General features: G+C 60.4%; 27 protein-coding genes. All 27 read left to right on the forward strand.

Annotation, left to right across the window (positions count from 1 at the left end):
* Positions 1 to 24 precede the first annotated feature (24 nt).
* Entirely contained in the window at positions 25 to 210 is a 186-nt protein-coding gene (locus QRN33_RS20340) for a hypothetical protein (RefSeq protein ID WP_039762525.1), read from the forward strand.
* A 2-nt stretch (positions 211 to 212) separates the two neighbouring features.
* Positions 213 to 1379, forward strand: coding sequence for a phage tail sheath protein (locus tag QRN33_RS20345; RefSeq protein ID WP_285409726.1), 1167 nt, complete (start codon positions 213 to 215; stop codon positions 1377 to 1379).
* Complete coding sequence (locus QRN33_RS20350) at positions 1379 to 1885, forward strand: phage major tail tube protein (RefSeq protein WP_083352117.1); 507 nt, start codon at positions 1379 to 1381, stop codon at positions 1883 to 1885. Before QRN33_RS20345 ends, QRN33_RS20350 begins: the two co-directional genes overlap by 1 nt.
* Before the next feature lie 148 nt (positions 1886 to 2033).
* Positions 2034 to 2615, forward strand: coding sequence for a phage tail assembly protein (locus tag QRN33_RS20355; protein ID WP_285409729.1), 582 nt, complete (start codon positions 2034 to 2036; stop codon positions 2613 to 2615).
* A gap of 128 nt (positions 2616 to 2743) precedes the next feature.
* Positions 2744 to 4945, forward strand: a complete 2202-nt coding sequence (locus tag QRN33_RS20360; protein WP_285409731.1) for a phage tail tape measure protein — start codon at positions 2744 to 2746, stop codon at positions 4943 to 4945.
* Complete coding sequence (locus QRN33_RS20365) at positions 4942 to 5325, forward strand: phage tail protein (protein ID WP_123418086.1); 384 nt, start codon at positions 4942 to 4944, stop codon at positions 5323 to 5325. The genes QRN33_RS20360 and QRN33_RS20365 overlap by 4 nt, the downstream gene beginning before the upstream one ends.
* Positions 5318 to 5530: a tail protein X gene (locus QRN33_RS20370; RefSeq protein ID WP_123418085.1), complete on the forward strand. Its 213-nt coding sequence runs from the start codon at positions 5318 to 5320 to the stop codon at positions 5528 to 5530. The genes QRN33_RS20365 and QRN33_RS20370 overlap by 8 nt, the downstream gene beginning before the upstream one ends.
* Positions 5531 to 5538: 8 nt before the next feature.
* Positions 5539 to 6567 carry a phage late control D family protein gene (locus QRN33_RS20375; RefSeq protein WP_285409733.1) on the forward strand — a complete coding sequence of 343 codons (1029 nt, stop codon included), beginning with the start codon at positions 5539 to 5541 and terminating at the stop codon, positions 6565 to 6567.
* Between the two features lie 147 nt (positions 6568 to 6714).
* Complete coding sequence (locus QRN33_RS20380) at positions 6715 to 7299, forward strand: phage tail terminator protein (protein ID WP_285409735.1); 585 nt, start codon at positions 6715 to 6717, stop codon at positions 7297 to 7299.
* Positions 7296 to 7478, forward strand: coding sequence for a DUF2635 domain-containing protein (locus QRN33_RS20385; protein ID WP_064364239.1), 183 nt, complete (start codon positions 7296 to 7298; stop codon positions 7476 to 7478). The genes QRN33_RS20380 and QRN33_RS20385 overlap by 4 nt, the downstream gene beginning before the upstream one ends.
* Positions 7478 to 8974: a phage tail sheath subtilisin-like domain-containing protein gene (locus QRN33_RS20390; protein WP_285409738.1), complete on the forward strand. Its 1497-nt coding sequence runs from the start codon at positions 7478 to 7480 to the stop codon at positions 8972 to 8974. Before QRN33_RS20385 ends, QRN33_RS20390 begins: the two co-directional genes overlap by 1 nt.
* Positions 8975 to 9040: 66 nt before the next feature.
* Positions 9041 to 9388, forward strand: coding sequence for a phage tail tube protein (locus tag QRN33_RS20395; protein WP_285409740.1), 348 nt, complete (start codon positions 9041 to 9043; stop codon positions 9386 to 9388).
* Positions 9385 to 9681, forward strand: coding sequence for a phage tail assembly protein (locus QRN33_RS20400; protein ID WP_003222226.1), 297 nt, complete (start codon positions 9385 to 9387; stop codon positions 9679 to 9681). The genes QRN33_RS20395 and QRN33_RS20400 overlap by 4 nt, the downstream gene beginning before the upstream one ends.
* 130 nt (positions 9682 to 9811) lie before the next feature.
* Positions 9812 to 11710, forward strand: coding sequence for a phage tail tape measure protein (locus QRN33_RS20405; RefSeq protein ID WP_285409742.1), 1899 nt, complete (start codon positions 9812 to 9814; stop codon positions 11708 to 11710).
* Positions 11697 to 12932 carry a DNA circularization protein gene (locus QRN33_RS20410; protein ID WP_285409743.1) on the forward strand — a complete coding sequence of 412 codons (1236 nt, stop codon included), beginning with the start codon at positions 11697 to 11699 and terminating at the stop codon, positions 12930 to 12932. The genes QRN33_RS20405 and QRN33_RS20410 overlap by 14 nt, the downstream gene beginning before the upstream one ends.
* A gap of 4 nt (positions 12933 to 12936) precedes the next feature.
* Positions 12937 to 13980: a phage baseplate assembly protein gene (locus QRN33_RS20415; RefSeq protein ID WP_285409744.1), complete on the forward strand. Its 1044-nt coding sequence runs from the start codon at positions 12937 to 12939 to the stop codon at positions 13978 to 13980.
* 142 nt (positions 13981 to 14122) lie between these two features.
* Positions 14123 to 14632, forward strand: coding sequence for a phage baseplate assembly protein V (locus QRN33_RS20420; RefSeq protein WP_116658366.1), 510 nt, complete (start codon positions 14123 to 14125; stop codon positions 14630 to 14632).
* Positions 14632 to 15030, forward strand: coding sequence for a phage GP46 family protein (locus QRN33_RS20425; protein ID WP_042607026.1), 399 nt, complete (start codon positions 14632 to 14634; stop codon positions 15028 to 15030). Before QRN33_RS20420 ends, QRN33_RS20425 begins: the two co-directional genes overlap by 1 nt.
* Positions 15020 to 16063 carry a baseplate J/gp47 family protein gene (locus QRN33_RS20430; protein ID WP_285409745.1) on the forward strand — a complete coding sequence of 348 codons (1044 nt, stop codon included), beginning with the start codon at positions 15020 to 15022 and terminating at the stop codon, positions 16061 to 16063. The genes QRN33_RS20425 and QRN33_RS20430 overlap by 11 nt, the downstream gene beginning before the upstream one ends.
* Positions 16051 to 16650, forward strand: a complete 600-nt coding sequence (locus tag QRN33_RS20435) for a YmfQ family protein (protein WP_285409747.1) — start codon at positions 16051 to 16053, stop codon at positions 16648 to 16650. The genes QRN33_RS20430 and QRN33_RS20435 overlap by 13 nt, the downstream gene beginning before the upstream one ends.
* Before the next feature lie 12 nt (positions 16651 to 16662).
* Entirely contained in the window at positions 16663 to 18216 is a 1554-nt protein-coding gene (locus QRN33_RS20440; RefSeq protein ID WP_285409749.1) for a phage tail protein, read from the forward strand.
* Between the two features lie 58 nt (positions 18217 to 18274).
* Positions 18275 to 18685, forward strand: coding sequence for a tail fiber assembly protein (locus tag QRN33_RS20445; protein ID WP_285409751.1), 411 nt, complete (start codon positions 18275 to 18277; stop codon positions 18683 to 18685).
* A 136-nt stretch (positions 18686 to 18821) separates the two neighbouring features.
* A complete protein-coding gene (locus QRN33_RS20450) occupies positions 18822 to 19709 on the forward strand; it encodes a gp53-like domain-containing protein (protein WP_083352132.1) in 888 nt (295 codons plus the stop codon).
* Entirely contained in the window at positions 19710 to 20156 is a 447-nt protein-coding gene (locus QRN33_RS20455) for a tail fiber assembly protein (RefSeq protein WP_083352133.1), read from the forward strand.
* A 113-nt stretch (positions 20157 to 20269) separates the two neighbouring features.
* The gene (locus QRN33_RS20460; protein WP_285409753.1) at positions 20270 to 20836 is read left to right on the forward strand and encodes a glycoside hydrolase family 19 protein; all 567 of its coding nucleotides are present in this window, start codon (positions 20270 to 20272) and stop codon (positions 20834 to 20836) included.
* Entirely contained in the window at positions 20815 to 21333 is a 519-nt protein-coding gene (locus QRN33_RS20465) for a lysis system i-spanin subunit Rz (RefSeq protein ID WP_285409755.1), read from the forward strand. The genes QRN33_RS20460 and QRN33_RS20465 overlap by 22 nt, the downstream gene beginning before the upstream one ends.
* Before the next feature lie 67 nt (positions 21334 to 21400).
* Complete coding sequence (locus QRN33_RS20470) at positions 21401 to 21901, forward strand: CinA family protein (protein ID WP_064364288.1); 501 nt, start codon at positions 21401 to 21403, stop codon at positions 21899 to 21901.
* The last annotated feature ends 24 nt before the right edge of the window (positions 21902 to 21925 follow it).

Consider the following 21925-nt stretch of genomic DNA (forward strand, 5'->3'; position numbering starts at 1 on the left):
TTCCCGTTTATGGAGAAACGAAAAATGGCAACCCGCCAAACCTACACCGTGCTCGTCCCATTTCCCACCGGCGGTGGGCACTGGTCGAGCGTTGGTCAAGAACTCGATCTGCTCGATGTCGAGGCCAGTGCCTTGCACTTTGCCGGTCGACTCGAACCGAAAACCCCTATCACCCAGGCCAAAAAGGCCGCTGCCAAGAAGGCTGACTGAACATGGCTGAGGTTCTGAACTTCGAGCACAACGGCATTACTGTGAATGCCAGCGAATCCCCCGAGGCCATGGGTGGCCTGGGTGACAACGTCATCGGGCTGGTCGGCACCGCGCCGAAAGCCGATCCGCTGATTCCGCGCAACGCACCGTTTCGCATCAACAGTTTCACCACCCATGCGCTGCTCGATCCGACCGGGTCGGAAGAGGGCACGCTGTATCACGCGGTCTACCAGATCCTCAAAGTGGTCAAAGTGCCGGTGTACGTAGTCATCGTCGAGGCCGGCGCGACGCCGGCCGACACGGTCAACAATGTGATCGGCGGTGTCGAGCCGGCGACCGGTCGCAAGCTCGGTCTGGCGGCGCTGGGCAGTGTTCCGGAAGACCTGACCATCATCGGTGCGCCGGGCTTCACCGGCACTAAAGCGGTGGCCGGCGAGTTCGCCTCGTTCGGCAAGCGCATCAAGGCTCGTGTGGTGCTGGACGGCAAGGACGTGTCCGTCGCCGATCAGGTGCTGTACAGCCAGGAACTCGGCGGCGCCGACCTTGGTTTCGACCGTTGCCTGGTGGTGCACAACATGCCCGCCGTGTATTCGAAAGCAGCGAAGAAAAACGTTTTCCTGTCGCCGTCCAGTCTGGCGATTGCCGCGCTGGCCAAGGTCAAGCAATGGGAGAGCCCGGGCAACCAGGTGACCTACGCCGAAGACGTCTCGCGCGTCGTCGAATACAACATTCTCGACACGTCCACCGAAGGCGATCTGCTCAACCGTTACGGCGTCAGCTACTACGCCCGCACCGTGCTTGGCGGCTTCTCGCTGCTGGGTAACCGCTCGGTCACCGGCAAGTTCATCAGCTACGTCGGCCTCGAAGACGCGATCAGCCGCAAGCTGGTCAAGGCCGGCCAGAAAGCCATGGCCAAGAACCTCACCAAATCCTTCATGGATCAAGAGGTCAAGCGCATCAACGACTGGCTGCAGACCCTGGTTGCCGACGAAACCATTCCTGGCGGCAGCGTGTATCTGCACCCGGAACTCAACAGCGTCGAGAAGTACAAGAACGGCACCTGGTACGTGGTCATCGACTACGGCCGCTACGCGCCGAACGAACACATGGTTTATCAACTCAACGCCCGCGATGAAATCATCGAGCAGTTCCTGGAGGACGTTCTCTAATGTTTACCAACCGCGTAAGACAGGCCATCGCGGCCACCCTGCAAGGTCTGCCATTGTCGGCGACCGTTGAGGAATTCACCCCGCCGAAAATCGAATTCGACATGGAAGAGATGCGCGGCGGGCGCTTCATCGTCGAAGAAATGGCCAAGGGCGGCAAAGCGCTCGGCGCCAAGCTGACCCTGCAAGGTCTCGGCGCCGAGGTGCTGCTGGCGCTGGGCGTAAAGCTGGGCGACGACATCCTGCTGAACGTGCGTGAAGCCGGTCAGGATCAGGACGGCAACACCTGGTTCACCTACCACACCGTCGGCGGCCAGCTGAAATCCCTTGAGGAAACCGCGGTGAAAATGGGCGAGAAACCCAAGACCAATCTGGAACTGTCCTGCCGCACCTACAACCGCCTGGAAAACGGCGTGCAGGTGATCGACATCGACGTGCGCACGCAGAAATTCGTGCTCAACGGCGTCGACATCCTCGGTGATGCACGACGTGCGGTGTTGATGCCGTAACCCTCGGCACAACACAAAACCCTGTAGGAGTGAGCCTGCTCGCGATGAGGTCAGCACATGCAACATCAATGTGACTGAAATACCGCTATCGCGAGCAGGCTCACTCCTACAAGGGGATGCGAAACCCCAATCACCAAGGAATTCATACATGCCGTGGATGCCACCCCAACACGAACTGCTGTCGCCGATCACCGGCGATGACGGTTCGCAGATCGAAAAGATCCAGCTCAAACCGCTGTTCTACGCCGCACAGAAGGAAGCGCTGGAACGCGCCGGCGACGATGAAGACGATCAGTTCTTCGAACTGGCGCTGCTCGCCACCGGCCTGTCGGTCAAAGAGCTCGATCAACTCAAACGCCCGGATTACGTGAGCATCGCTCAGTACGTCCATGAGATGTCGACCCGCCCGAGTGCGTACTTTCTTGAACAGGTCGAAGACGCGGAGAAATCCGACGATCCCGATCAAGTGCAATTGCTGCAACCGCTCGCCGTGACCGGCCGCACCGTGACCTCGCTGTCGCTGGAAATGCCCGTGCTGCGCGCCACCAAAGTGATGAAGAAACTGAAAACGGCCAAGGAACGCGCCGAATTCATCACCGCTCACTGCACCGGCCTGATGATCCCCGATCTGGCCCATCTGACCGTCCCCGACTGGACGCAATTGCAGGTGCGCATCGACGATTTTTTAAACCAGCCGGCGGCCTACTTTCGGAACGCGACATCGAAGTAATCCTCGATATCGTCCCGCTCATTTACCCGGTAAGTGAGGCGGAGATTCTGGAATGGGACGCCGAAAAGGCGTTGCGCCGCTACGACATAGCGATCACTCGCCTTGGCGTGAAACAGGAGTAGAGCGGCATGGCAGCGAATCAATTTGTGCTGGCGAATGCTGGCGACAACAAGGGTGTCGCGATGGGCGATATCAGCCTGAGCGCAGCAACGCTGAGAGCAGCGAACGGACCACCTCTCGCCACAGACCAGACTGGTGGGCTCCGTCAGGTACTACTGATCGCCAGCGGCAAGATCAGTGTGCTGACAACAGCGATCGATGCGCTGAATGTGACGCTCGCCGCCCTGCGTTCTTTGCCACTGACAGCGAATACTGCGGTGAAGAGCGAAACATCCGCCACAAACAAAACGGCAGAAAAAAACTCAGCGAACGCCGAGCTTCCAGCAACCCGCAAGTCGGCACTGGCAATGGATACGGCGGCAGCCGCGCTCAGCAGTGTCGCCGAGATCTCCCGTGATGACGGTAAAGACATTGCTCAGTCCAGTCTGGTGATGGCTAGCGCCCCGTTAGTAGCCGCCGGAGGCACCACCGGGGAGGATCTGGTCAATGTCGCGAGCGTGGGCGCCAAGGCGGGAATAGGCAGCCAAAATGCCAATGCATCCGACAAAAAGCTCGAGTTGCTGACCTTTGCCAATGACGTTGCTATCACGGCGTCGGCATTCAAACTCCCAGCGCTCGAAGTCGCGGAAATGGCGAAGGTCTGGCGCACCTCCATGAAGCTCACGCGGGATCAAGCGGTTGATCTGGCAGACGCGGTCAACCACCTCGGCAAGCTGACCGGGGATGTCCAGGCAGCCGATATCGGTGCTGTCCTGCAACAGTCGGGTGAATCAGCAGTGGTCGCAGGCCTGCAACCCGAAAAGGCAGCTGCGTTGTCGGCAGCATTGCTGAATACAGGCACGAAAAAGGATGATGCCGGCGTTGCGCTGAAAAACATTGCCGATGCGTTGGGCAGAGGCGATCAAGCTTCTGCGGCCGAAGCGGCTGCCTGGCAACAATTGAAACTTGATCCAAAAGCAGTTGCACAAGCCCTGCGTGACCCCGAGCAACAGGGCACGCAACAAGGTACTGTGCTGACCGTACTGGCTGCACTGAACGCCAAACCCGTTGAGCAACGGACGGCATTGGCCCGCACGTTATTCGCGGACAGCAGCAACGCCGCTCTCGCACTTTCGCAGAACCTGGGTCTGGTCAACGAAGCGTTTTTGCAAGTCGCGGACAAACGTCAATATGCGACTTCGGAACTGGGCAACAACGCTTCGGTGAAAGCGTCCGCGCTGGCGCTCGCCAATACCCAGCAAGGACAGTTGAACATCAAGAATGCGCGCGAGGAGCGCTTGTCGGTTGCCAAGGGCAATGCTCTGGCGCCCGATATCGAAAAGCCGGGTGATGCACATTCGACTGATATGTTGAGTGAACTGGCCGAAACCTATCCGAAAACCACAGGTGCCGTTCTAACGGCGGCTGCGTGGGCTAAACCGGTGCTCGACTTCGTACTTGAATCCGTTGGCGAGGAACTGAAAGAACGTTTAGGCAAAGGCATCGTCGATAAAGCCGCCAGCCGCATTCCTGATCGCTGGAAACCCGCGGGATCAGCAGGTGCTGAGGTGAATTCGCTCACTCCAGGGGCAGTTCCCCCGATTGCCAATAGGGCTTCCGGCGCCAGCAATGGATTGAAAATACTTGAACAGGCAGCGTGGCCCAATGCTCCGCGCCTCGGCGTTGCGGTCGCTGAAATGCGGCCAGTGTCACGGATGATGCCTTGGCCTGCGAAGGTGGCAATCGGAACCGCCGATGTCATCGAAGGCGTAGCCAGCGGTGACAAGCGGAAAATTGCTTCAGGTCTTGGCGCTGCGGGCGGCGGATGGGCTGGTGCGGTGGCTGGCTCCGCCATCGGTGCGTCGATCGGCAGCATCGGGTTGGCACCGGGTATGGCGTTGGGAGGCCTCATTGGAGGCCTCATCGGCGGATGGCTTGGCTCGGAGGGCGGTAGTTCGCTGGGAGAGAAACTTGTAGTGCCACCACCGGACAAGCTCTCTGCGCCCGAACAAGTCAGCAAAGAGCTGACAACTGCCCAGCTACCCGGTCAGCCCCTGACATATGCACCCACTGTCCAGGTCTACTGCAGCGATCCCGGCAGCTCGGACAAGATAGGCATGTTGGTCGCACAGCATCTGCAAAACCAATTTATGCAAATGACCCCGCTGCTGACCAACAACCCCCTCGCCACCCGCCGCGACGCAGCCCTCACCGACGGAGCCGCTACATGAAACAACAAATGGCACTGGGCACTTTCATCTTCGGCCTGTCGCGCAACTTTGCGTATCACCAGTTGCTGCGCAAGGCTGATGGCGGCTGGACCGAAATACAGATCCTCACCAGCAAACCCAAGTCCAGCCAGACTGGCCAGAAGCCCGAAACCCTGACCATCACCGGCAAATCGATGTACGCCGTAGCCATGGATCGGCTCGATGAATTACGAGCCTTGCAGGCGCTGCGCATGCCTCTGCCGTTGATCGACGGCATCGGTCGTAATTGGGGCCTGTGGCGGATCAATAGCGTTCAGGAAACCCAGACCCAGATCATCGATGACGGCACCGCGATGGTGGTCGATTGGGTGATTGAATTGGCGGAGTTCAACAATGCGTAAAGCACGAAGCGTGGCCGGTGATTCGGTGAATCTGCTGCTCTACCGCGAAACCGGGCGCAGTGATGACGCTGCCGAAGAAGCGCTGTGGAAGCTCAACCCGACCCTGGCCGAGCACGGGCCGGTGCTGCCTGCTGGCATCTGGATCGGGCTGCCGGAACTGGATGTGAAACCCGCCGTGGTCAAAGCGCCGACGGCCTGGGATTAGGAGGTTGCATGGCACTGGGATTTACGCCGGCAGTGAATATTTACGGGGCCAACGCGGCCCTGCTCAATCAGCGCCTGATCAGTTGGGAGCACATCGACGCCGCCGGTTTCGAGTCCGATCAACTGACGTTGACCATCGATCTGGAGGGGCTTGAGGGGTTGCCGAATCTGGGCGGCAGGATCGGCCTGCAAGTCGGTTATCGAGAAACCGCAATGGTCGACAAAGGCCTGTTCAAAGTGACGCGTCTGACGCCGACACTGTTTCCGTTTCGCCTCACCCTGGTGGCCACTGCGGCGCCGTTCAGCAAGGACGATGAAACCGGCTTCAAGCAGCGCCGCACCGTCAGTCATGGGCCGACGACGCTGGGTGGATTATTTCGCGAGCTGGTCGAGCCGCACGGCTTTTCGCCGCGGGTCGCGCCTGAGATTTCGTTGATCCGCATCGAGCACATCGACCAGTCCAACGAAACGGATATGGGCTTTGTCACCCGTCTGGCGAAAAAGTACAACGTCGTCGCCAAGCCGTATGGCGATGTATACGTGCTGGCGCGGCCCGGGCAGACCAAGTCGTTGTCGGGACAGGTTCTGCCGGACGTGACCCTGTCGGTTACTCACAATAACCGACCCGGCGATCACGCCTTCATCAGCGCCACGCTCGAAGAATCTGCCCGCGAGCAGGCCAAGGGCTGCAAGACCTGTTTCTGGGATGCGGCGGCCGGGGTGTTGCGCTGGGTTGAAACGGGGGTTGCGCCGTTCAAGACCTTGCGCCAGAAGCAGCCCAGCGAAGCCGATGCGATCGCAGTAGGCGAGGGCGAAGTGCGCAAGATGCTGCGGCAGAAGTACAAGGTGAAAATCACCTGCCCGGGCGATCCACGGCTGGCCGCCGAAGGTCTGGTGTTGCTCGACGAGAGCTGGCCGGACTTCATGCGCGGGCGCTGGTCGATCGACAAGGTCACCGCCAGCGGCAGTCGCGAGAACAGCTATCGCTGCCTGATTGATGCCTCGGGCCTGGATCCCAAGGCTGATTTAAAAGACTGATTCCGCAGCGACCCGGTTCCTTTATAGGAGTGAGCCTGCTCGCGATAGCGGTGCCACAGCCAAAATCAATGTGTCTGACCCACCGCTATCGCGAGCAGGCTCACTCCTACAGGGGCCTGTGGTCATTTTCATAATCTGGAACACCCCATGAAGATCACCCCGATCCTCACGCACTTGCGTGGGCAATGCCCCAGCCTTGCCAACCGTATTTCGGTGGGTGTCGATCTGGCGTTGCTGCAGGGCAACCCCGATCTCCCGACACCCTCGGCCCACGTTCTGCCGCTGGCCGATCTGGCCAGTGTCGGCAGCGCACAGAACCTCACCGCCCAACCGATCCGCGAGCGCTTCGAAATCGTCCTGGCGCTTGATGCCTCTGACCCTACAAAAGCGCTGGATCTGTTGCACGACCTGCGCGCCGAACTGTGGCGCGCGCTGGTGGGGTTCAAGCCCGACTCCGACTACAGCGCCATCGTCTATGACGGCGGTGAGCTGGTGTCGATCAACACCAGCAGCGTGTTCTATCGCCTGCGTTTTTATGCCGAGTTCCAGCTCGGTCGCAATCTGCCCGGTCAGCCTGCGGAGAGTTGGCACGAGCGCGAACTGGACGCTTTGTCGTCCTTTACCGGGATGACGGTGCGGGTCGACGCGATCGATCCGGCCGACCCCAACCTGCAACGCCCGGGCCCGGATGGCCGGGTGGAAATGACTTTCTCTGGAGACGTAATCCCATGAGCAACCGCATCACCGTTGTGCCGGCCACCGGCCGAGTCGTACCTGACCCGGAGGCGGGCGATCTGCTGCCGACTACAGGCCGTGAAGTGTCGGACAGCGCCTGGTGGCGCCGTCGTCTGGCGGACGGCGACATCACACTCAAAACCGCAAAAGCGGCTAAACCACAGGGAGCCAAATAATGGCGATCGGATTCAGCAACATCCCGGCGGACATTCGTGTGCCGCTGTTCTATGCCGAAATGGACAACTCGGCCGCCAACAGCGCGACGTCGGCCATGCGCCGTTTGATCGTCGCGCAGGTCAACGACAACATTGCCCCGACCGAAGTCGGCAAACTGGTGCTGGTCTCCAGCGTGGCGCTGGCGAAAAGCATCGGCGGCCAGGGCTCGATGCTTGCTTCGATGTACGAAACCTTCCGCAAGGCTGACCCGATCGGCGAGATCTGGTGCCTGCCGCTGCACAACACCGAAGGCGCCATCGCCAAAGGTGTACTGACCCTGACCGGAGCTGCGACCCAGGCTGGCATGCTCAACCTTTATGTCGGCGGCGTGCGTGTGCAGGCCACCGTGGTCAATGGCGCCACTGCTGCTCAAGCGGCCACTGCGCTGGCGCAGAAAATCAATGCCACTGCCGACTTGCCGGTGAGCGCTGCCGCTGCCGAAGGTGTCGTCACCCTGACTGCCAAATGGACGGGCGACAGCGGCAACGACATCAGCCTGCAATTCAATCGCCTGGGCAAGAGCAATGGCGAAGAAACCCCGGCTGGCTTGACCAGCGCAATCACCGCCATGACCGGCGGCGCCGGTGTGCCGGATCAGATCGCCGCCGTCGCGGCACTGGGTGATGAGCCGTTCGAGTTCATCGCACTGCCATGGTCCGATCTGGCTACGTTGAATGTCTGGCAAGCGGTCATGGATGACAGCACCGGGCGCTGGTCGTGGGCCAAGCAATTGTTCGGTCACGTCTACAGTGCCAAACGCGGCACCGTCGGCACGCTGGTCGCTGCAGGCCAGGCGCGCAACGATCAGCACATGACCATTCAGGCGCTGGAACCGGGCGTACCGCAACCCTTCTGGGTACAAGCGGCGGCACTGGCTGCGCGCACCGCGGTGTTCATCTCCGCCGACGCCAGCCGTCCGACGCAAAGCGGCAGTCTGCCGGGCGTTGACCCGGCGCCGGCAAGCGAGCGTTTCACCCTGACCGAGCGTCAGTCGCTGCTCAACTACGGCATCGCCACTGCTTACTACGAAGGCGGTTATGTGCGCATCCAGCGCTCGATCACCACCTACCAGAAAAACGCCTACGGTCAGGCCGACAACTCTTATCTGGACAGCGAAACCATGCACCAGTCGGCGTTCATCGTGCGCCGTCTGCAAAGCGTGATCACCAGCAAGTACGGTCGGCACAAACTGGCCTCCGACGGCACCCGTTTCGGCGCCGGCCAGCCGATCGTCACGCCAGCGACCATTCGCGGTGAGCTGATCGCGCAGTACGCCAAGCTTGAACTGGAAGGCCACGTGGAAAACGCCGAGCTGTTCGCCGAGCACCTGATCGTCGAACGCGACGTGCAGGACCCGAGCCGCGTGAACGTGCTCTTCCCGCCGGATTACATCAACGGCCTGCGCGTGTTCGCACTGCTCAACCAGTTCCGTCTGCAGTACGACGACGCGGCCTGATTTGCGCAGTCGACGTCAGCATTCAGCCCACCTCGCGTGGGCTTTTTATTTGAAGGGAGAAACACCATGGGTCAACTGATTGCAGGCACCTGCTACGTCAAGGTCGACGGCGCACAACTGACCATCAATGGCGGCTGCGAAGCCCTGCTGATGGCCGTCAAACGTGAAACCGTCGTGCCCGGTTTCTACAAGGAAACCGATATCGCGCCGTCGTTCAAAGTGACCGCGCTGCACACCGCCGACTTCCCGCTGAAGAAGCTGATCGAAGGCACCGATATCACCGTCACCTGCGAATTCAGCAACGGCAAAGTCTACGTACTGGCCGGCGCTTACCTGGTCGAGGAACCGGTCTCCAAAGGCGACGACGCCACCATCGAACTGAAATTCGAGGGCATCAAGGGGACCTGGCAATGAGCGGCGCAGTGAAGCTTCAGGTGGCGATCGAAGCCCACGGCGAGCCCCTGACCGAACTCGTCCTGCGCCGTCCGACGGTGCAGGAAGTGCGAGCGATCAAGGCGCTGCCGTACAAGATCGACAAGAGCGAAGAAGTCAGCCTCGACATGGACGTGGCGGCCAAATACATCGCCGTGTGCGCCGGCATCCCGCCGTCGTCGGTCAACCAGCTGGATCTGGCCGACCTCAACGCGCTGAGCTGGGCCGTTGCGAGTTTTTTCATGAGTGCGGCGTCGGAGCCATCACCGACCTGATCGCTGTCGCCTATGACCTGGCCTGGTTCTGGAAGGTTGACCCCGAACAGATGATGGCCAGGCCACTGGATGTGCTCCGCGAATCGCTGGAGCACGCGCAACGGATCAATGCGATGCAGCAGGTGCAGTGATGGCAGACGAAGAGAAGAAAACCCCGAAACCGGTGCTGATCACCGGCATCGATGAACTCTCGCCCAAACTGGGCGCCCTGCGCATGAAGGTTGAGAGTTTTAAAAACAATCTCGAGCAGACCGGCCTCGGCAAACTGGACATCAGTGGTCTGTTCAACGGCGGCAGCGTGATCACGCCGTTTGTAGACGGCATCAAATCGGCCGCAGCGTTCCAGGGCAAATTGAGCGAAGTCAGCGACACGGCGAAAACCGTCGACCTGCCCGCCGCGCCGACAGCAGCGACACAGAACATGAACGTGTTCAGCGCGTCGATGCAAAAGGTTTCGGCGGCGGTGGACGCCGCGCTGGTGCCGGCGGTGGGGGCCTTGGTGGTCGGGCTTGAGCCGATGCTGACGCAGGTTGGCAGCCTGCTCGCCGACAACCCGAAACTGGTCGAAGGCCTGGCGGCGGGGGCGATTGCCTTCTCCGCCATGCAAACCGCGGTCACCGGTATGACGCAGGTGATGGACGTCATGAGCATGGTGCTCAAGACCAACCCGATCATGCTGATCGCCCTGGGCATTGCCGTGGCGGCCGGTTTGATCGTGGCCAACTGGACGCCGATCAGCGCGTTCTTCACCGGGATCTGGGAGGGCGTGAAAAACGCCGGGGCGAGTGCGATGGCGACGTTGCGCTCGGTACTTGACTGGCGACCGCTGGCGGCACTGGCGGCGTTGTGGGAACCGGTCACGGGATTTTTCTCCGGAGTCTGGGACAAGGTGATGGCCGTGACGGCGCCAGTGATCGACTTCTTCAAGTCGGTTTTCTCGTGGTCGCCTGCCGGGGTGATCATTGAAAACTGGGGGCCGCTGACCGGCCTGTTCTCGGCGATCTGGGAATTGCTCAAGACCTTGAGTGTGCCGGTGATGGCATTTCTCAGAAACCTGTTCGATTTCTCGCCGATGCAGATGCTTACCGATGCGTGGGGTGGTGTTGTCGCGTTCTTCGAACCGATGTTCAGCGGCCTGCGAGAAGTCGCGCTACCGGCTAAAGAATTCCTCGTGTCGCTGTTCGACTTCTCGCCAATGCAGATGATCACCAGCGCCTGGGGAGGCGTTGTTGCGTATTTCCAGCCGATATTGACGACGCTGCAATCGGCTGTGCAAAGCACCCGGGATACTTTGCGGGCACTGTTCGATTTTTTCCCGATGCAAATGCTCACCAGCGCCTGGGGTGGGATTGTCGGGTTCTTCGAACCGATCTGGATGGCGCTGCAAACGTCTGTGCAGCGGGTCAGAGGCTTTTTCACCAGCCTGTTCGAGTGGTCGCCGCTGGAGCAGATTGCTCAGTATTGGCAGCCGATCGGTGAGGTCTTTTCGGCGATCTGGGGCGTCGTGTTGGCGCTTTCCGCGCCGGTCGTGGATTTTCTGCACAGTCTGTTCGAATGGAAACCTCTGGATCAGATCATCGAGAGTTGGGGGCCGATCACTGAGTGGTTCGGCGAGTTGTGGCAAAAGCTGCAAACCGTCATTGCGCCTATCAAGGAGTTGTTCGAGGGTGGCTTCGCCGGACTGATCGCCAAGGTCACCGGCAAGGTCGAAACGCTGACCCAAGCGCAACGCGAGACCAATGCCGAAGGCAAAGGCGAACTGGCACCGGCGTTCTTCGCTGCCAGTCCGGCGCCTGCTGGCAACGGTGCACTGCAAAGCGGTTCGTTGCCGCAAACCTCCAGCGCGCTGATCCAGCAAAGCGCCGCCAACAACCGCACGCAACTCGAAGGTGGCCTGACCGTACGCTTCGAAAATGCGCCGGCCGGGTTGCGCACCGATCAACCGCAAAGCAATCAACCCGGGCTGGCGCTGTCCTCGCGCATCGGCTATCGCTCGCTGTCGACAGGAGGTTCCAATGAACTGGCGTGACCGTTTGTTGCCGGCATCCTTTCGGGGGGTCGGTTTCTGGATCGACCAGGCGAAAACCCCGGTCGGTCGCAAAGGGCAGTTGCATGAATACCCGCAGCGCGACCTGCCTTTTTTCGAGGACCTCGGCCAGCAGGCCAAGACCCACGATCTGACCGCGTTCATCATCGGCCCCGATTGCCTGGAGCAGCGCGACAAGCTGCTCAAGGCGCTGGAGCAGGGTCGTGGCGAGCTGGTGCATCCGTGGCTCGGACGCCTGCAAGTCAAGGTCGGCGAATGCGACATGACCCACACTCGCCAGGATGGTGGGCTGGTGACGTTCGCCTTGAAGTTTTATCCCGATCAGCCGCTGCCGTTTCCGACGGCCACGGTCAGCACACAGAAAGTGCTGCTGGCCAAAGCCGACGGTCTGCTGGGTTCGGCGGTGGCGCGTTTCGAACAGGCGATGACGCTGATCAAGGCTGCGCGAATCGGCATCACCAACCTGCGCAACAGCCTTACCGGCGTCTACGAGGTGATCAAGGAGCAACTGAAACCGTTGATCGAGCAATATCGGCAGATCACTGAACTGGTCAAAGCCGTGAAGGAGCTGCCCAAGGAAGTGGCGGCGGAATTCAAGGGTTTGCTCGGCGATATCAAGGAACTGAAAGCGTTCGCCAAGGAAGGCTACCGTGGCGTGATTGCCGACGTGTCGCAGCAACTCGAAGCGATTCGCAAAGCCGATGCGCCGAAGATCACCACGGGCAAGGACACCAATGCCGCAGCGCAGGCGATGGCCGATCTGGTGCAAGACACGATGCTGGTCAAAGTCGCGCAGTGGGTGGCCTCGATGCCGGTGGCGACCACGCCGGTAAAACTGGCGTCGACACCGTCGGTGGCTCAACAGTCGACATCACCGGTCAGCCGTCAGGAAGTGCCTGTCAGCGATGATATGCAAGCCCTGCGCACGGCGGTGACTGCCGCCATTGATCCGATGCTGGCGAAAGCCGGGCCTGCGCACTTCCAGGCCATCAATGATGTCAAGGAGGCGCTGGTGGCTCATCTCAAAGCGGTGGCGTCCTCCGGCGTGCGGCAAGTCAGCAAGTCGTTTCAGGAAAGCTTTCCGGCAGTGGTCGTGGCCTACAAGCAGTTCGGCGACGCCACGCGAGTCGACGAAGTGACTCAGCGCAACGGGATCACCCATCCCGGTTTCTCGCCCAATGACGTGAAAGTCTCGCGGGAGTGACGCCATGAACGAGATGGACAATCACGTCACGCTGACGGTCAACGACATGCAATACGGCGGCTGGAAAAGCGTCGAAATCACTGCTGATCTTGAGCGTCAGTTCCGCACTTTCAAACTCGACATCACCTGGCAATGGCCTGGGCAGACCGTGGACCAGAGGATCAAGCCCGGCGACCCCTGCGAGGTAAGAATCGGCAAGGATCTGGTGCTCACCGGCTACGTATTCAAGGCGCCGATACGCTATGACGGGCGACAGATCAGCCTGACCATCGAGGGCAGTTCCAAGACCCAGGATCTGGTCGATTGTGCCGCCCGTAACCTGCCCAGCCAATGGCAGCAACAACCCTTGCTGACCATCGCCCGGGATCTGGTGAGCGAGTACGGTCTGTCGGTGGTCAACCAAATCAGCGAAACCACACGCCTGAGCAAACACACCATCGTGCCGGGTGAAACCGTATTCCAGTCGATCGATCGATTGCTGTCGCTGCTGCGGGTGTTTTCCACCGACAACGAGCTGGGCCAGTTGGTGTTGGCCAAACCCGGTAGCGGCGGGCGTGCCAGCGATGCGCTGGAGCTGGGCAAGAACATTCTGTCGGCCAATGCACCGATGGATTTCAGCCAGGTGTTCTCCGAATACCGGGTGATCGGCCAGCAAAAGGGCTCGGATGCGAAAAGCGGCGCGGCGGTCAGCGAAGTCGAGTCGACGGCGGCGGATCTGAGCTTCAAACGTCGGCGCACCACGGTGATCAATGAAGGCACGCAGCTGACCTTTGAGTTGGCGCAACAGCGTGCGCAATGGGAAAGCGCGACCCGCATGGGCCGGGCTCAGGCCACCACCTATCAGGTGCAGGGCTGGCGGCAGAGCAACGGTGATTTATGGCGCCACAACACGCTGGTGAAGGTCAAGGATCCGGTGCTCGATTTCGATGGCGACATGCTGATCTCCAAGGTCACTTATTCGTTGTCGGCGCAGGGTTCGGTAACCACGTTGCAAGTGGCACCGCCGCATACCTTTGATCCTGATCCGGCTCCCCCGAAGCAAACCTGAGCCTTGCACCGCCCCCTGTAGGAGTGAGCCTGCTCGCGATAGCGGTTCAACAGACACAGAAGTGTCGACTGTCATGCCGCCATCGCGAGCAGGCTCACTCCTACAGTTGATCGCGTTGTGCCCACCTTTTTGAGAAAAAACCATGAGCCTACTGACACGCCTGCTGGCGCGCGGCACTGTCGTGCTCGCCAATTCGGCTTCGAAACTGCAATCGCTGCAAATGCGCCTCACCGCCGGTGAAGTCAACGACGACCTCGAACACTTCGAACCCTACGGTTTCACCAGCCATCCGCTGGCTGGCGCAGAAGGGATCGTCACCTTCATCGGCGGCGACCGCTCCCACGCCATCGCCCTGGTCATCGCCGACCGACGCTATCGCTTGCAAGCACTGGCTGCCGGTGAAGTGGCGATCTACACCGATGAGGGCGACAGGATTCACTTCAAGCGCGGGCGGATCATCGACATCGAAACCGCCACGCTGAACATCCGCGCCAGCAGCGCGGTGAATTTCGATACGCCGGTGATCAACCAGACCGGCAAGATCGTTTCCACCGGTGATCAACTGGCCGGCGGCATCAGCCAGATCAAACACGTCCACGTTGGCGTGCAGGCCGGTAACGGTCAGACCGGCGCGCCGGCAGGAGGGCAATGATGTTTATCAGCCAGAACCTCCACGCCGCACTGACCCGCGCCGTGCTCATCAGCCTGTTCACCTGGCGTCGCGCCGCCGATGACGACGCCCTTGATGACGATGAACGCTTCGGCTGGTGGGGCGACAGTTTTCCTACGGTTGCAGACGATCGCATCGGCTCGCGGCTGTGGCTGTTACGCCGGGTCAAGCTGACCCGGCAGACGCAAATGGACGCCGAGTTCTATGCCCGCGAAGCCCTGCAGTGGCTGCTCGACGACGGCCACTGCAGCGCCATCGACATCATCAGCGAACGCCTCGATGCCCAGCGCCTGAACCTGCGCACGGTCCTGACGCTGGCCGACGGCGAACGTCTGGACATCAACCCCGATAACAGTTGGCAGGTGATCTATGCCGTTTGAAACCCCTTCGCTGCCGGTGCTGATCAAGCGCACCCAAAGCGACCTGGCCGGCGATTCGCTGCGCCAGTCCGATGCGCAAGTGCTGGCCCGTACCCTCGGCGGCGCCGTTTATGGCCTGTACGGTTATCTCGACTGGATTGCCCAGCAGATCCTGCCCGACAAGGCTGACGAGTCGACCCTGGAACGCATCGCCGCGCTGCGCCTGAACCAGCCGCGCAAAGCTGCACAAGTGGCTACCGGCAGCGTCAGCTTTACGGCCACGCCTGGCGCCGTGCTCGACGTTGACACGCTGTTGCAAGCGAACGATGGCCGCACCTACAAAGTCACCACCGCGCGCACCACCGTCAGTGGCAGTAACAGCACCACGATTGCGGCGCTGGAGGCCGGCAGCCTGGGCAACGCTGATGCCGGTCTGACGCTGACCCCGGTGCAACCGATTGCCGGCATCGTCGGCAACAGCTTCGTGGTGCTGGCGCCGGGCCTCAGCGGTGGCGTGGCGCGCGAAAGCCTCGAGTCACTGCGCTCGCGGGTGATTCGTTCCTATCGGGTGATTCCCCACGGCGGCGCGGCCAGCGATTACGAAACCTGGGCACTGGAAGTGCCGGGTGTGACGCGGGCGTGGTGCCGTGGCGGTGAGGGCAGTATGGGCATTGTCCGCCTGTTCATCATGCGCGATGACGACACGCAGCCGATTCCCGCGGCAGAGCAACTGGCCGAGGTTCAGGCCTATATCGAGCCATTGCGTCCGGTCACCGCCGAGTTGCATGTGCTGGCACCGGAGCAGGTCCCGGTCACCTATGAATTGCGTTTGAGCCCCGATACCAGCGCTGTCCGTGCGGCGGTGGAAGCGCAGTTACGTGACTTGCACAACCGCGAAACCGGCTTGGGGGATACCTTGCTGCAGAGTCACATTCGCGAAGCGATCAGCAGTGCCACCGGCGAGTACGACCACCAATTGATTGCGCCCGTCGGTAATGTCGTGCCAACCGAACACCAGCTACTGACCTTTGGGGGTTGCGTATGGGAGGCATGAGAACAGCTGCGCAATATCAGGCCCAGCTACGCAACCTGCTGCCCAGTGGTCCGGCCTGGGATCCGGAGCGAGTGCCGGAACTGGATGCAGTGCTCGGGAGCATTTCCCTGGAACTGTCGCGTCTGGACGCGCGCGCCGTCGACCTGCAAAACGAAATGGATCCGGCGGGCGTCAGCGAGCTGGTACCCGATTGGGAGCAGGTCATGAATTTGCCTGACCCGTGCCTTGGACAGAAGCCTTTGTTCGACGACCGTCGTCTGGCTGTGCGCCGGCGCCTGCTAGCAGTAGGCAGCCAGAACATTGGCTACTTCGTTGAAATTGCCCGAAGCCAAGGCTATCCCAACGCCACCGTGACTGAGTTGAGGGCGCCGCGAATGGGGCGCTCACGGTTTGGTAGCGGGCACTTTGGCAGCTGGCAGGCACAGTTCATGTGGACACTCAACACCGGAGGGCGGCAATTCATCGGTCGCCGGTTTGGCGCCAGTTATTGGGGCGAACGCTTTGGCGTGAATCCCGGTAGCGCCCTGGAGTGCCTTATCCACCGCAGTGCACCTGCTCATACCCGCGTGCATATCAATTACGACTAGAGGTTGAAAACTATGGATTACCCAAGAAGCACCCCCGGTGTCGGGCTGGTGAATGGACAGTTCGTGGACGAGGACCCGGTGGCAGGAACGCCAGGCTCTTTGATCCCCGCAACCTGGGGCAATGCCGTTACGCAAGAGATCCTGAACGTGATCAAAGCGGCTGGCATGCAGCCCGAAGAAGATGTTTCAACGCAGTTGCTGCAGGCCATCCAGAGTTTTGCCGCCCATGACTTCAAGAACTCGGTGCGGGTAGCGACAACGGGAACAATTGCCCTCAGCGGTTTGCAGGACATCGACGGTGTACAACTGGCCGTGGCAGATCGAGTGCTGGTGAAAGACCAGGCCAATGCCTCGCAGAACGGTGTTTACGTGGTGGCTGCCGGTTCATGGTCGCGCGCAGTGGATGCGGCGCAGGACTACCAAGTGACCAGCAGTTTTATCATTGCGACCGATGAAGGCGTGGTGAACAAGTCTCGCCTTTGGCAACTGACCACACCAGGCCCGATCAAGGTCGGCTCCACAGCGCTGACGTTTGAATTACTGGCGGGGTACACCGGAGTAGCCTCTGGCGAATACCGCAAGGTTACGGTCAATGCACGGGGGCAGGTAACCGCCGGCTCTAACCCGACCACTCTTGATGGCTACGGCATCGCGGATGCTTACACCAAGGTGGCTGCCAACAGTGCATTTGTGAAACAAGGCAGTGGTGCCGGACAACTCGGCAACTCGGTGTCCATTGGCTGGGATGGCAAGAACATCCTGATCCAGGTTGATGCCACCAGTTTCGGCAACCTGTGGTGTTCGGCCAACTTTGACCCCGCCACCAAGGCCAATGTGACGGACGTTTACAGCAAGAGTGCAACCAATGGCTTGCTGGACGCCAAGATCGCTTCGGATACATGTTCGGTGGCCGGTTTCGCAGGTGGCAATCCCGCCTCCCCGTATATGCGGAACAGGAACAATAACGAAGTCGTGATGCTGGCGAGAACAGCTTCGACCCTCGCCGGCTATGGCATCACGGATGGCATGACGCGTGCCGAGATCACCGGTCAAGTCAATGCGCGAGTTCTGAGTGATGGCATCACCTGGGCGGGGTTTGCCAGCAACGATCCGAATCAGCCCTACATGCGGCGTGCTGCCGATAACGGTGTCTATCTGTTGCAACCGCGTCTGGGGTTTACACCGGTTCGCCAGGGCGGGGGAAACTTCCAGTCGAACAACACGGTGATGATTGGCTGGGCGGCTGATGGTTCGTCTCTGCGGGTACAGGTCGATGCAACTGATCTGGGCAGCATCTGGACCGACGGCATCGGTAATGCCAAAGCGGTTGCCGCGCAATCCACCGCAGAAGCTGGAGTAGTCGGTTCTTATGCCTTGCTGGTCGTTGGCGGCGGTGGCGCTACGGGGCCGGGCGCGCTTGCCGCCGGTGTCAACTGCCGGTTCACGGCTACCGATGGCTCTGCCTGGGGTGGAGCACCTGCCGGCACCTGGCGAATCATGGGAGCTATCCGAAACTCTGACGGGGCCAGCCCTGACTCCACCACTCTATGCGTGAGGGTTTATTGAAATGATGACAATTGTGAGTGCGCGTCAGCCCTGCTGGAACGACGTGGAACATACCTCGTTGAACCTGTTGGTCACCTTCGAGGAGACCAGCGATTCATTGGGTGAAATACCGTTTACGGCTTCGCCGAAAGATCCGGAGCCTCACGGTCGAGAGTTGTTTGAACGGGCGGTTGCGCTGGAATACGGCGAGATCGCTGAACCCGACGAAGAGACACTGAAAGATGCAGTGCGGATGAAGACTTCCGGGCTCTCGGCATTGGCGTCATCGATGATCGCAAAGTTGCAGAGTGACCTCAGCACCCTGCAGGACTCCGTGGCTTTGGACATGGCAACAAATGAAGAGATCACGCAGTTGCCGATGACTCAGGCGCAGCTTGATCTCTGGAGAAAGTACCGGGTACTGCTTTCCAGGATCGAGAGTCAGCCCGCTTTTCCTCGTGCGATCGATTGGCCCACGCAGCCCGAGTGAATGTTTGCTGCATGAGCCGAGTACATCAGCCCCGGCAGCCGTGCGCAGCATTCCTTGCTGGTTGCAGCTGCGGTCGAAAGACCAGGCCGGCGGCGTGCCCACTCGGCGTTGAATGAATAACAGCCGGAGACGAAAAATGGACTATCCAAAGAGCGTGCCCAATATCGGCCTGGTCAATGGCCGATTCGTGGATGAAAACCCTGCCAATGGAGCGCCGGGCTCGCTGATTCCTGCAGTGTGGGGAAATGGTGTAACGCAGGAAATTCTGAGTGTTGTGCAGGCGGCGGGTTTAACGCCGGACGAGACGACCAATAATCAATTGCTGGGCGCACTGCGCAGCCCGGCGCTGTTTTTGACTGCCGCCCAGTTTGATAAAGGTCGGTCAGTGGCCACTGCTGAGTTTGTTCAGCGCGCGTTAGGCAATTACGCAAGTGCACGGGGAATATCCGCCGCAACGCAACTGACGGGCGCTGATATCGGTTGCTCGATCGGAATGGGGGGGACCGTTTCCTATACCGTCACCCTGCCTGACGCAGCCTCTGTTCCGGATGGCGCGACCATCGGGCTGCACTGCCGCAACAGCGCCCCGGTTACGGTTGCGAGTAAATCCGGTGCGCAGATCAGTCCACAGGGCGCTTATTTGGGCTCGATAGTGATGAACAGCGGGGAGAGCGCCAACTTTGTCAGAGAGAGTGGCATCTGGACCGTTTACGGGACCGCGAGTCTGAAATACGCCGCGCTGTTTTCCGGGATGGTCAGCAATCCCGGGTATCAAAAACACGCCAGTGGAAATATCGATCAGTGGGGCACGGGGGTTTCGAATGCCGAGGGGGATGTCTACGTGACATTTCCGCTGACGTTTCCGAGGGGATATTTCTCGCTGGTGGCGACACATACCGGTGGCGATGCGGCGATGGTTGCGGTAACTGCGTACAGCGCGAAGGGCTGCACGCTGAGAATTCGCAATGCCGTAGGTCAAGTCAGCGGCGGCTGGTCGGTGAATTATTTTGCAAAGGGCTACTGAATGAACCCCTTCAATGTTTTATTCAGCGCCAGCACCTGCGGCGCGTATGTACCGGGTATCAACTCGACGGACATTCCCGACGACGTTATCGAGATTCCCCAGGGCTACTGGATCTCCTTGCTGCAACAGTTGGCGGTCACGCCAAAAATGATTGGCGTGAGCGCCACTAACGGCTATCCGATTCTGGTCGATCCACCGCCACCTTCGCCGGATGCAGCCGCTGATGCCGAGCGCGCCTGGCGCACGGCACAGTTGGCAGCCACTGACGGTTTGGTAGCGCGTGACCGGGACGAGCTCGAGGACGGTGGCGGTACCACGCTGACTACCGAGCAATACGCACAGTTGCAGGCCTATCGTCGTGACTTGCGGGACTGGCCGCAGGGATCATTCTTCCCGTTCAGCGAGCATCGGCCGGTGGCTCCGGGGTGGTTGATCGCTGCAATCTGAAGCAGCGTTGATCACAGGCTTCATTGCCTGAAAACTCCGGAAAACAATGGCTGGCAAGCATAAGTCGCCATCCGTGATTGAATCGGAGCAACATCCAGGGAGGATCAAGCAGCATGCAAATAACCGAAAACAACCTTATCGACATCATGCCCAACGCCCGCTCCCAAGCGGGCGTTTTTGTTTCTGTACTCAACACTGCCATGGCCAGGCATCGCATCGATACGCCCAAGCGAATCGCTGCCTTTCTCGCACAGGTCGGTCACGAGTCGGGGCAATTGCGCTACGTGCGCGAACTGGGCAATAACCAATACCTGAGCAAGTACGACACCGGCACCCTGGCGCTGCGTCTGGGCAATACGCCCGAGGCGGACGGCGACGGGCAAAAATACCGGGGCCGTGGGCTCATACAAATTACCGGTCGCGCCAACTACCGCCAATGCAGCCTCGACTTGTTTGGCGATGAGCGTCTGTTGTCGTTGCCCGAATTGCTCGAGCAACCGCAATGGGCGGCCGAATCGGCGGCGTGGTTCTGGGCGCAGAAGGGCCTGAACGAGCTGGCCGACGCGGACCAGTTCAACACCATCACCCGCCGAATCAACGGCGGGTTGAATGGCTTGCAGGATCGTCTGGAAATCTGGGCGCGGGCGAGGACGGTGCTATGTCCGGCTCCTGGCGTGTGATTGGCCTGTTGTTGCTGGCGGCCGGGGTTTTCTCTGCGGCGTGGCAATTTCAGGACTGGCGCTACGGGCGACAATTGGCCGAGCAGGCGCGGTTAAACGCCGAGACGCAGAGTCAACTCACTCAAACTGCCGCGAGCGCACAACAGGCCGAGCAGGATAAACGCCTGGCGCTGGAGCAACGACTCGCGGCCAGTGAACAAACCCATTATCGAGCGCTGAGCGATGCCCAACGTGATCAGGATCGCCTGCGCGATCGCCTTGCTACTGCCGATGTCCGGTTGTCAGTCCTTCTCGACGCCGCCGACGTTGCCCACGGCTGCGCGGTGCCAGCCACCGCCGGCACCGGCGGCGTGGATTCTGCAACCGTACGCGCCCGACTTGACCCGGCGCATGCTCAACGAATTATCGCCATCACCGACACCGGCGACCGCGGATTGATTGCCTTGCAGGCCTGTCAGGCCTATGTCAGAGCACTGGCGCCCGAACATCTTGAATGATTCTGTGTATTGAAAGCATGGCCGGCTCGTGTACGGTGAAGACATTCCACACGATCCGGAGCTCGCCGTGAAAGAGACCACCCAACTGGCCGCTGAACTGGGCCGACGTCTGCAAGTGCTCAATGCTCACGTCACCACTGCAGAGTCCTGCACCGGTGGCGGGATTGCCGAGGCCATTACGCGGATACCAGGCAGCTCAGCCTGGTTTGAAGCCGGTTACGTGACGTACTCCAACCGGCAGAAAACCCGGCAGTTGAATGTGCCGGACGAACTGTTCGAAACGGTCGGCGCGGTCAGTCGCGAAGTCGTCGAGGCCATGGTGCGCGGTGCGCAGCAGCACAGCCTGGCGCATTTTGCCGTGGCGGTCAGCGGCGTCGCTGGCCCCGACGGCGGCACGCCGAACAAGCCGGTGGGCACGGTATGGCTCGCCTGGGGTGTGGGCGATGCGGTTTACAGTGAGGTTCAGCACTTCCCCGGCGGCCGTGATGAAGTCCGCCGACAAACGGTGAAGGCCGCGCTAGAGGGGCTTGTGCGACTAGCGGCACGAGAAATCGAAAATCAGGGGTAGGCGATCTTCGAACGCTGTGGAATA

It is taken from the genome of Pseudomonas sp. FR229a, from assembly GCF_030209115.1.
GTDB classification, from domain to species: domain Bacteria; phylum Pseudomonadota; class Gammaproteobacteria; order Pseudomonadales; family Pseudomonadaceae; genus Aquipseudomonas; species Aquipseudomonas moraviensis_A.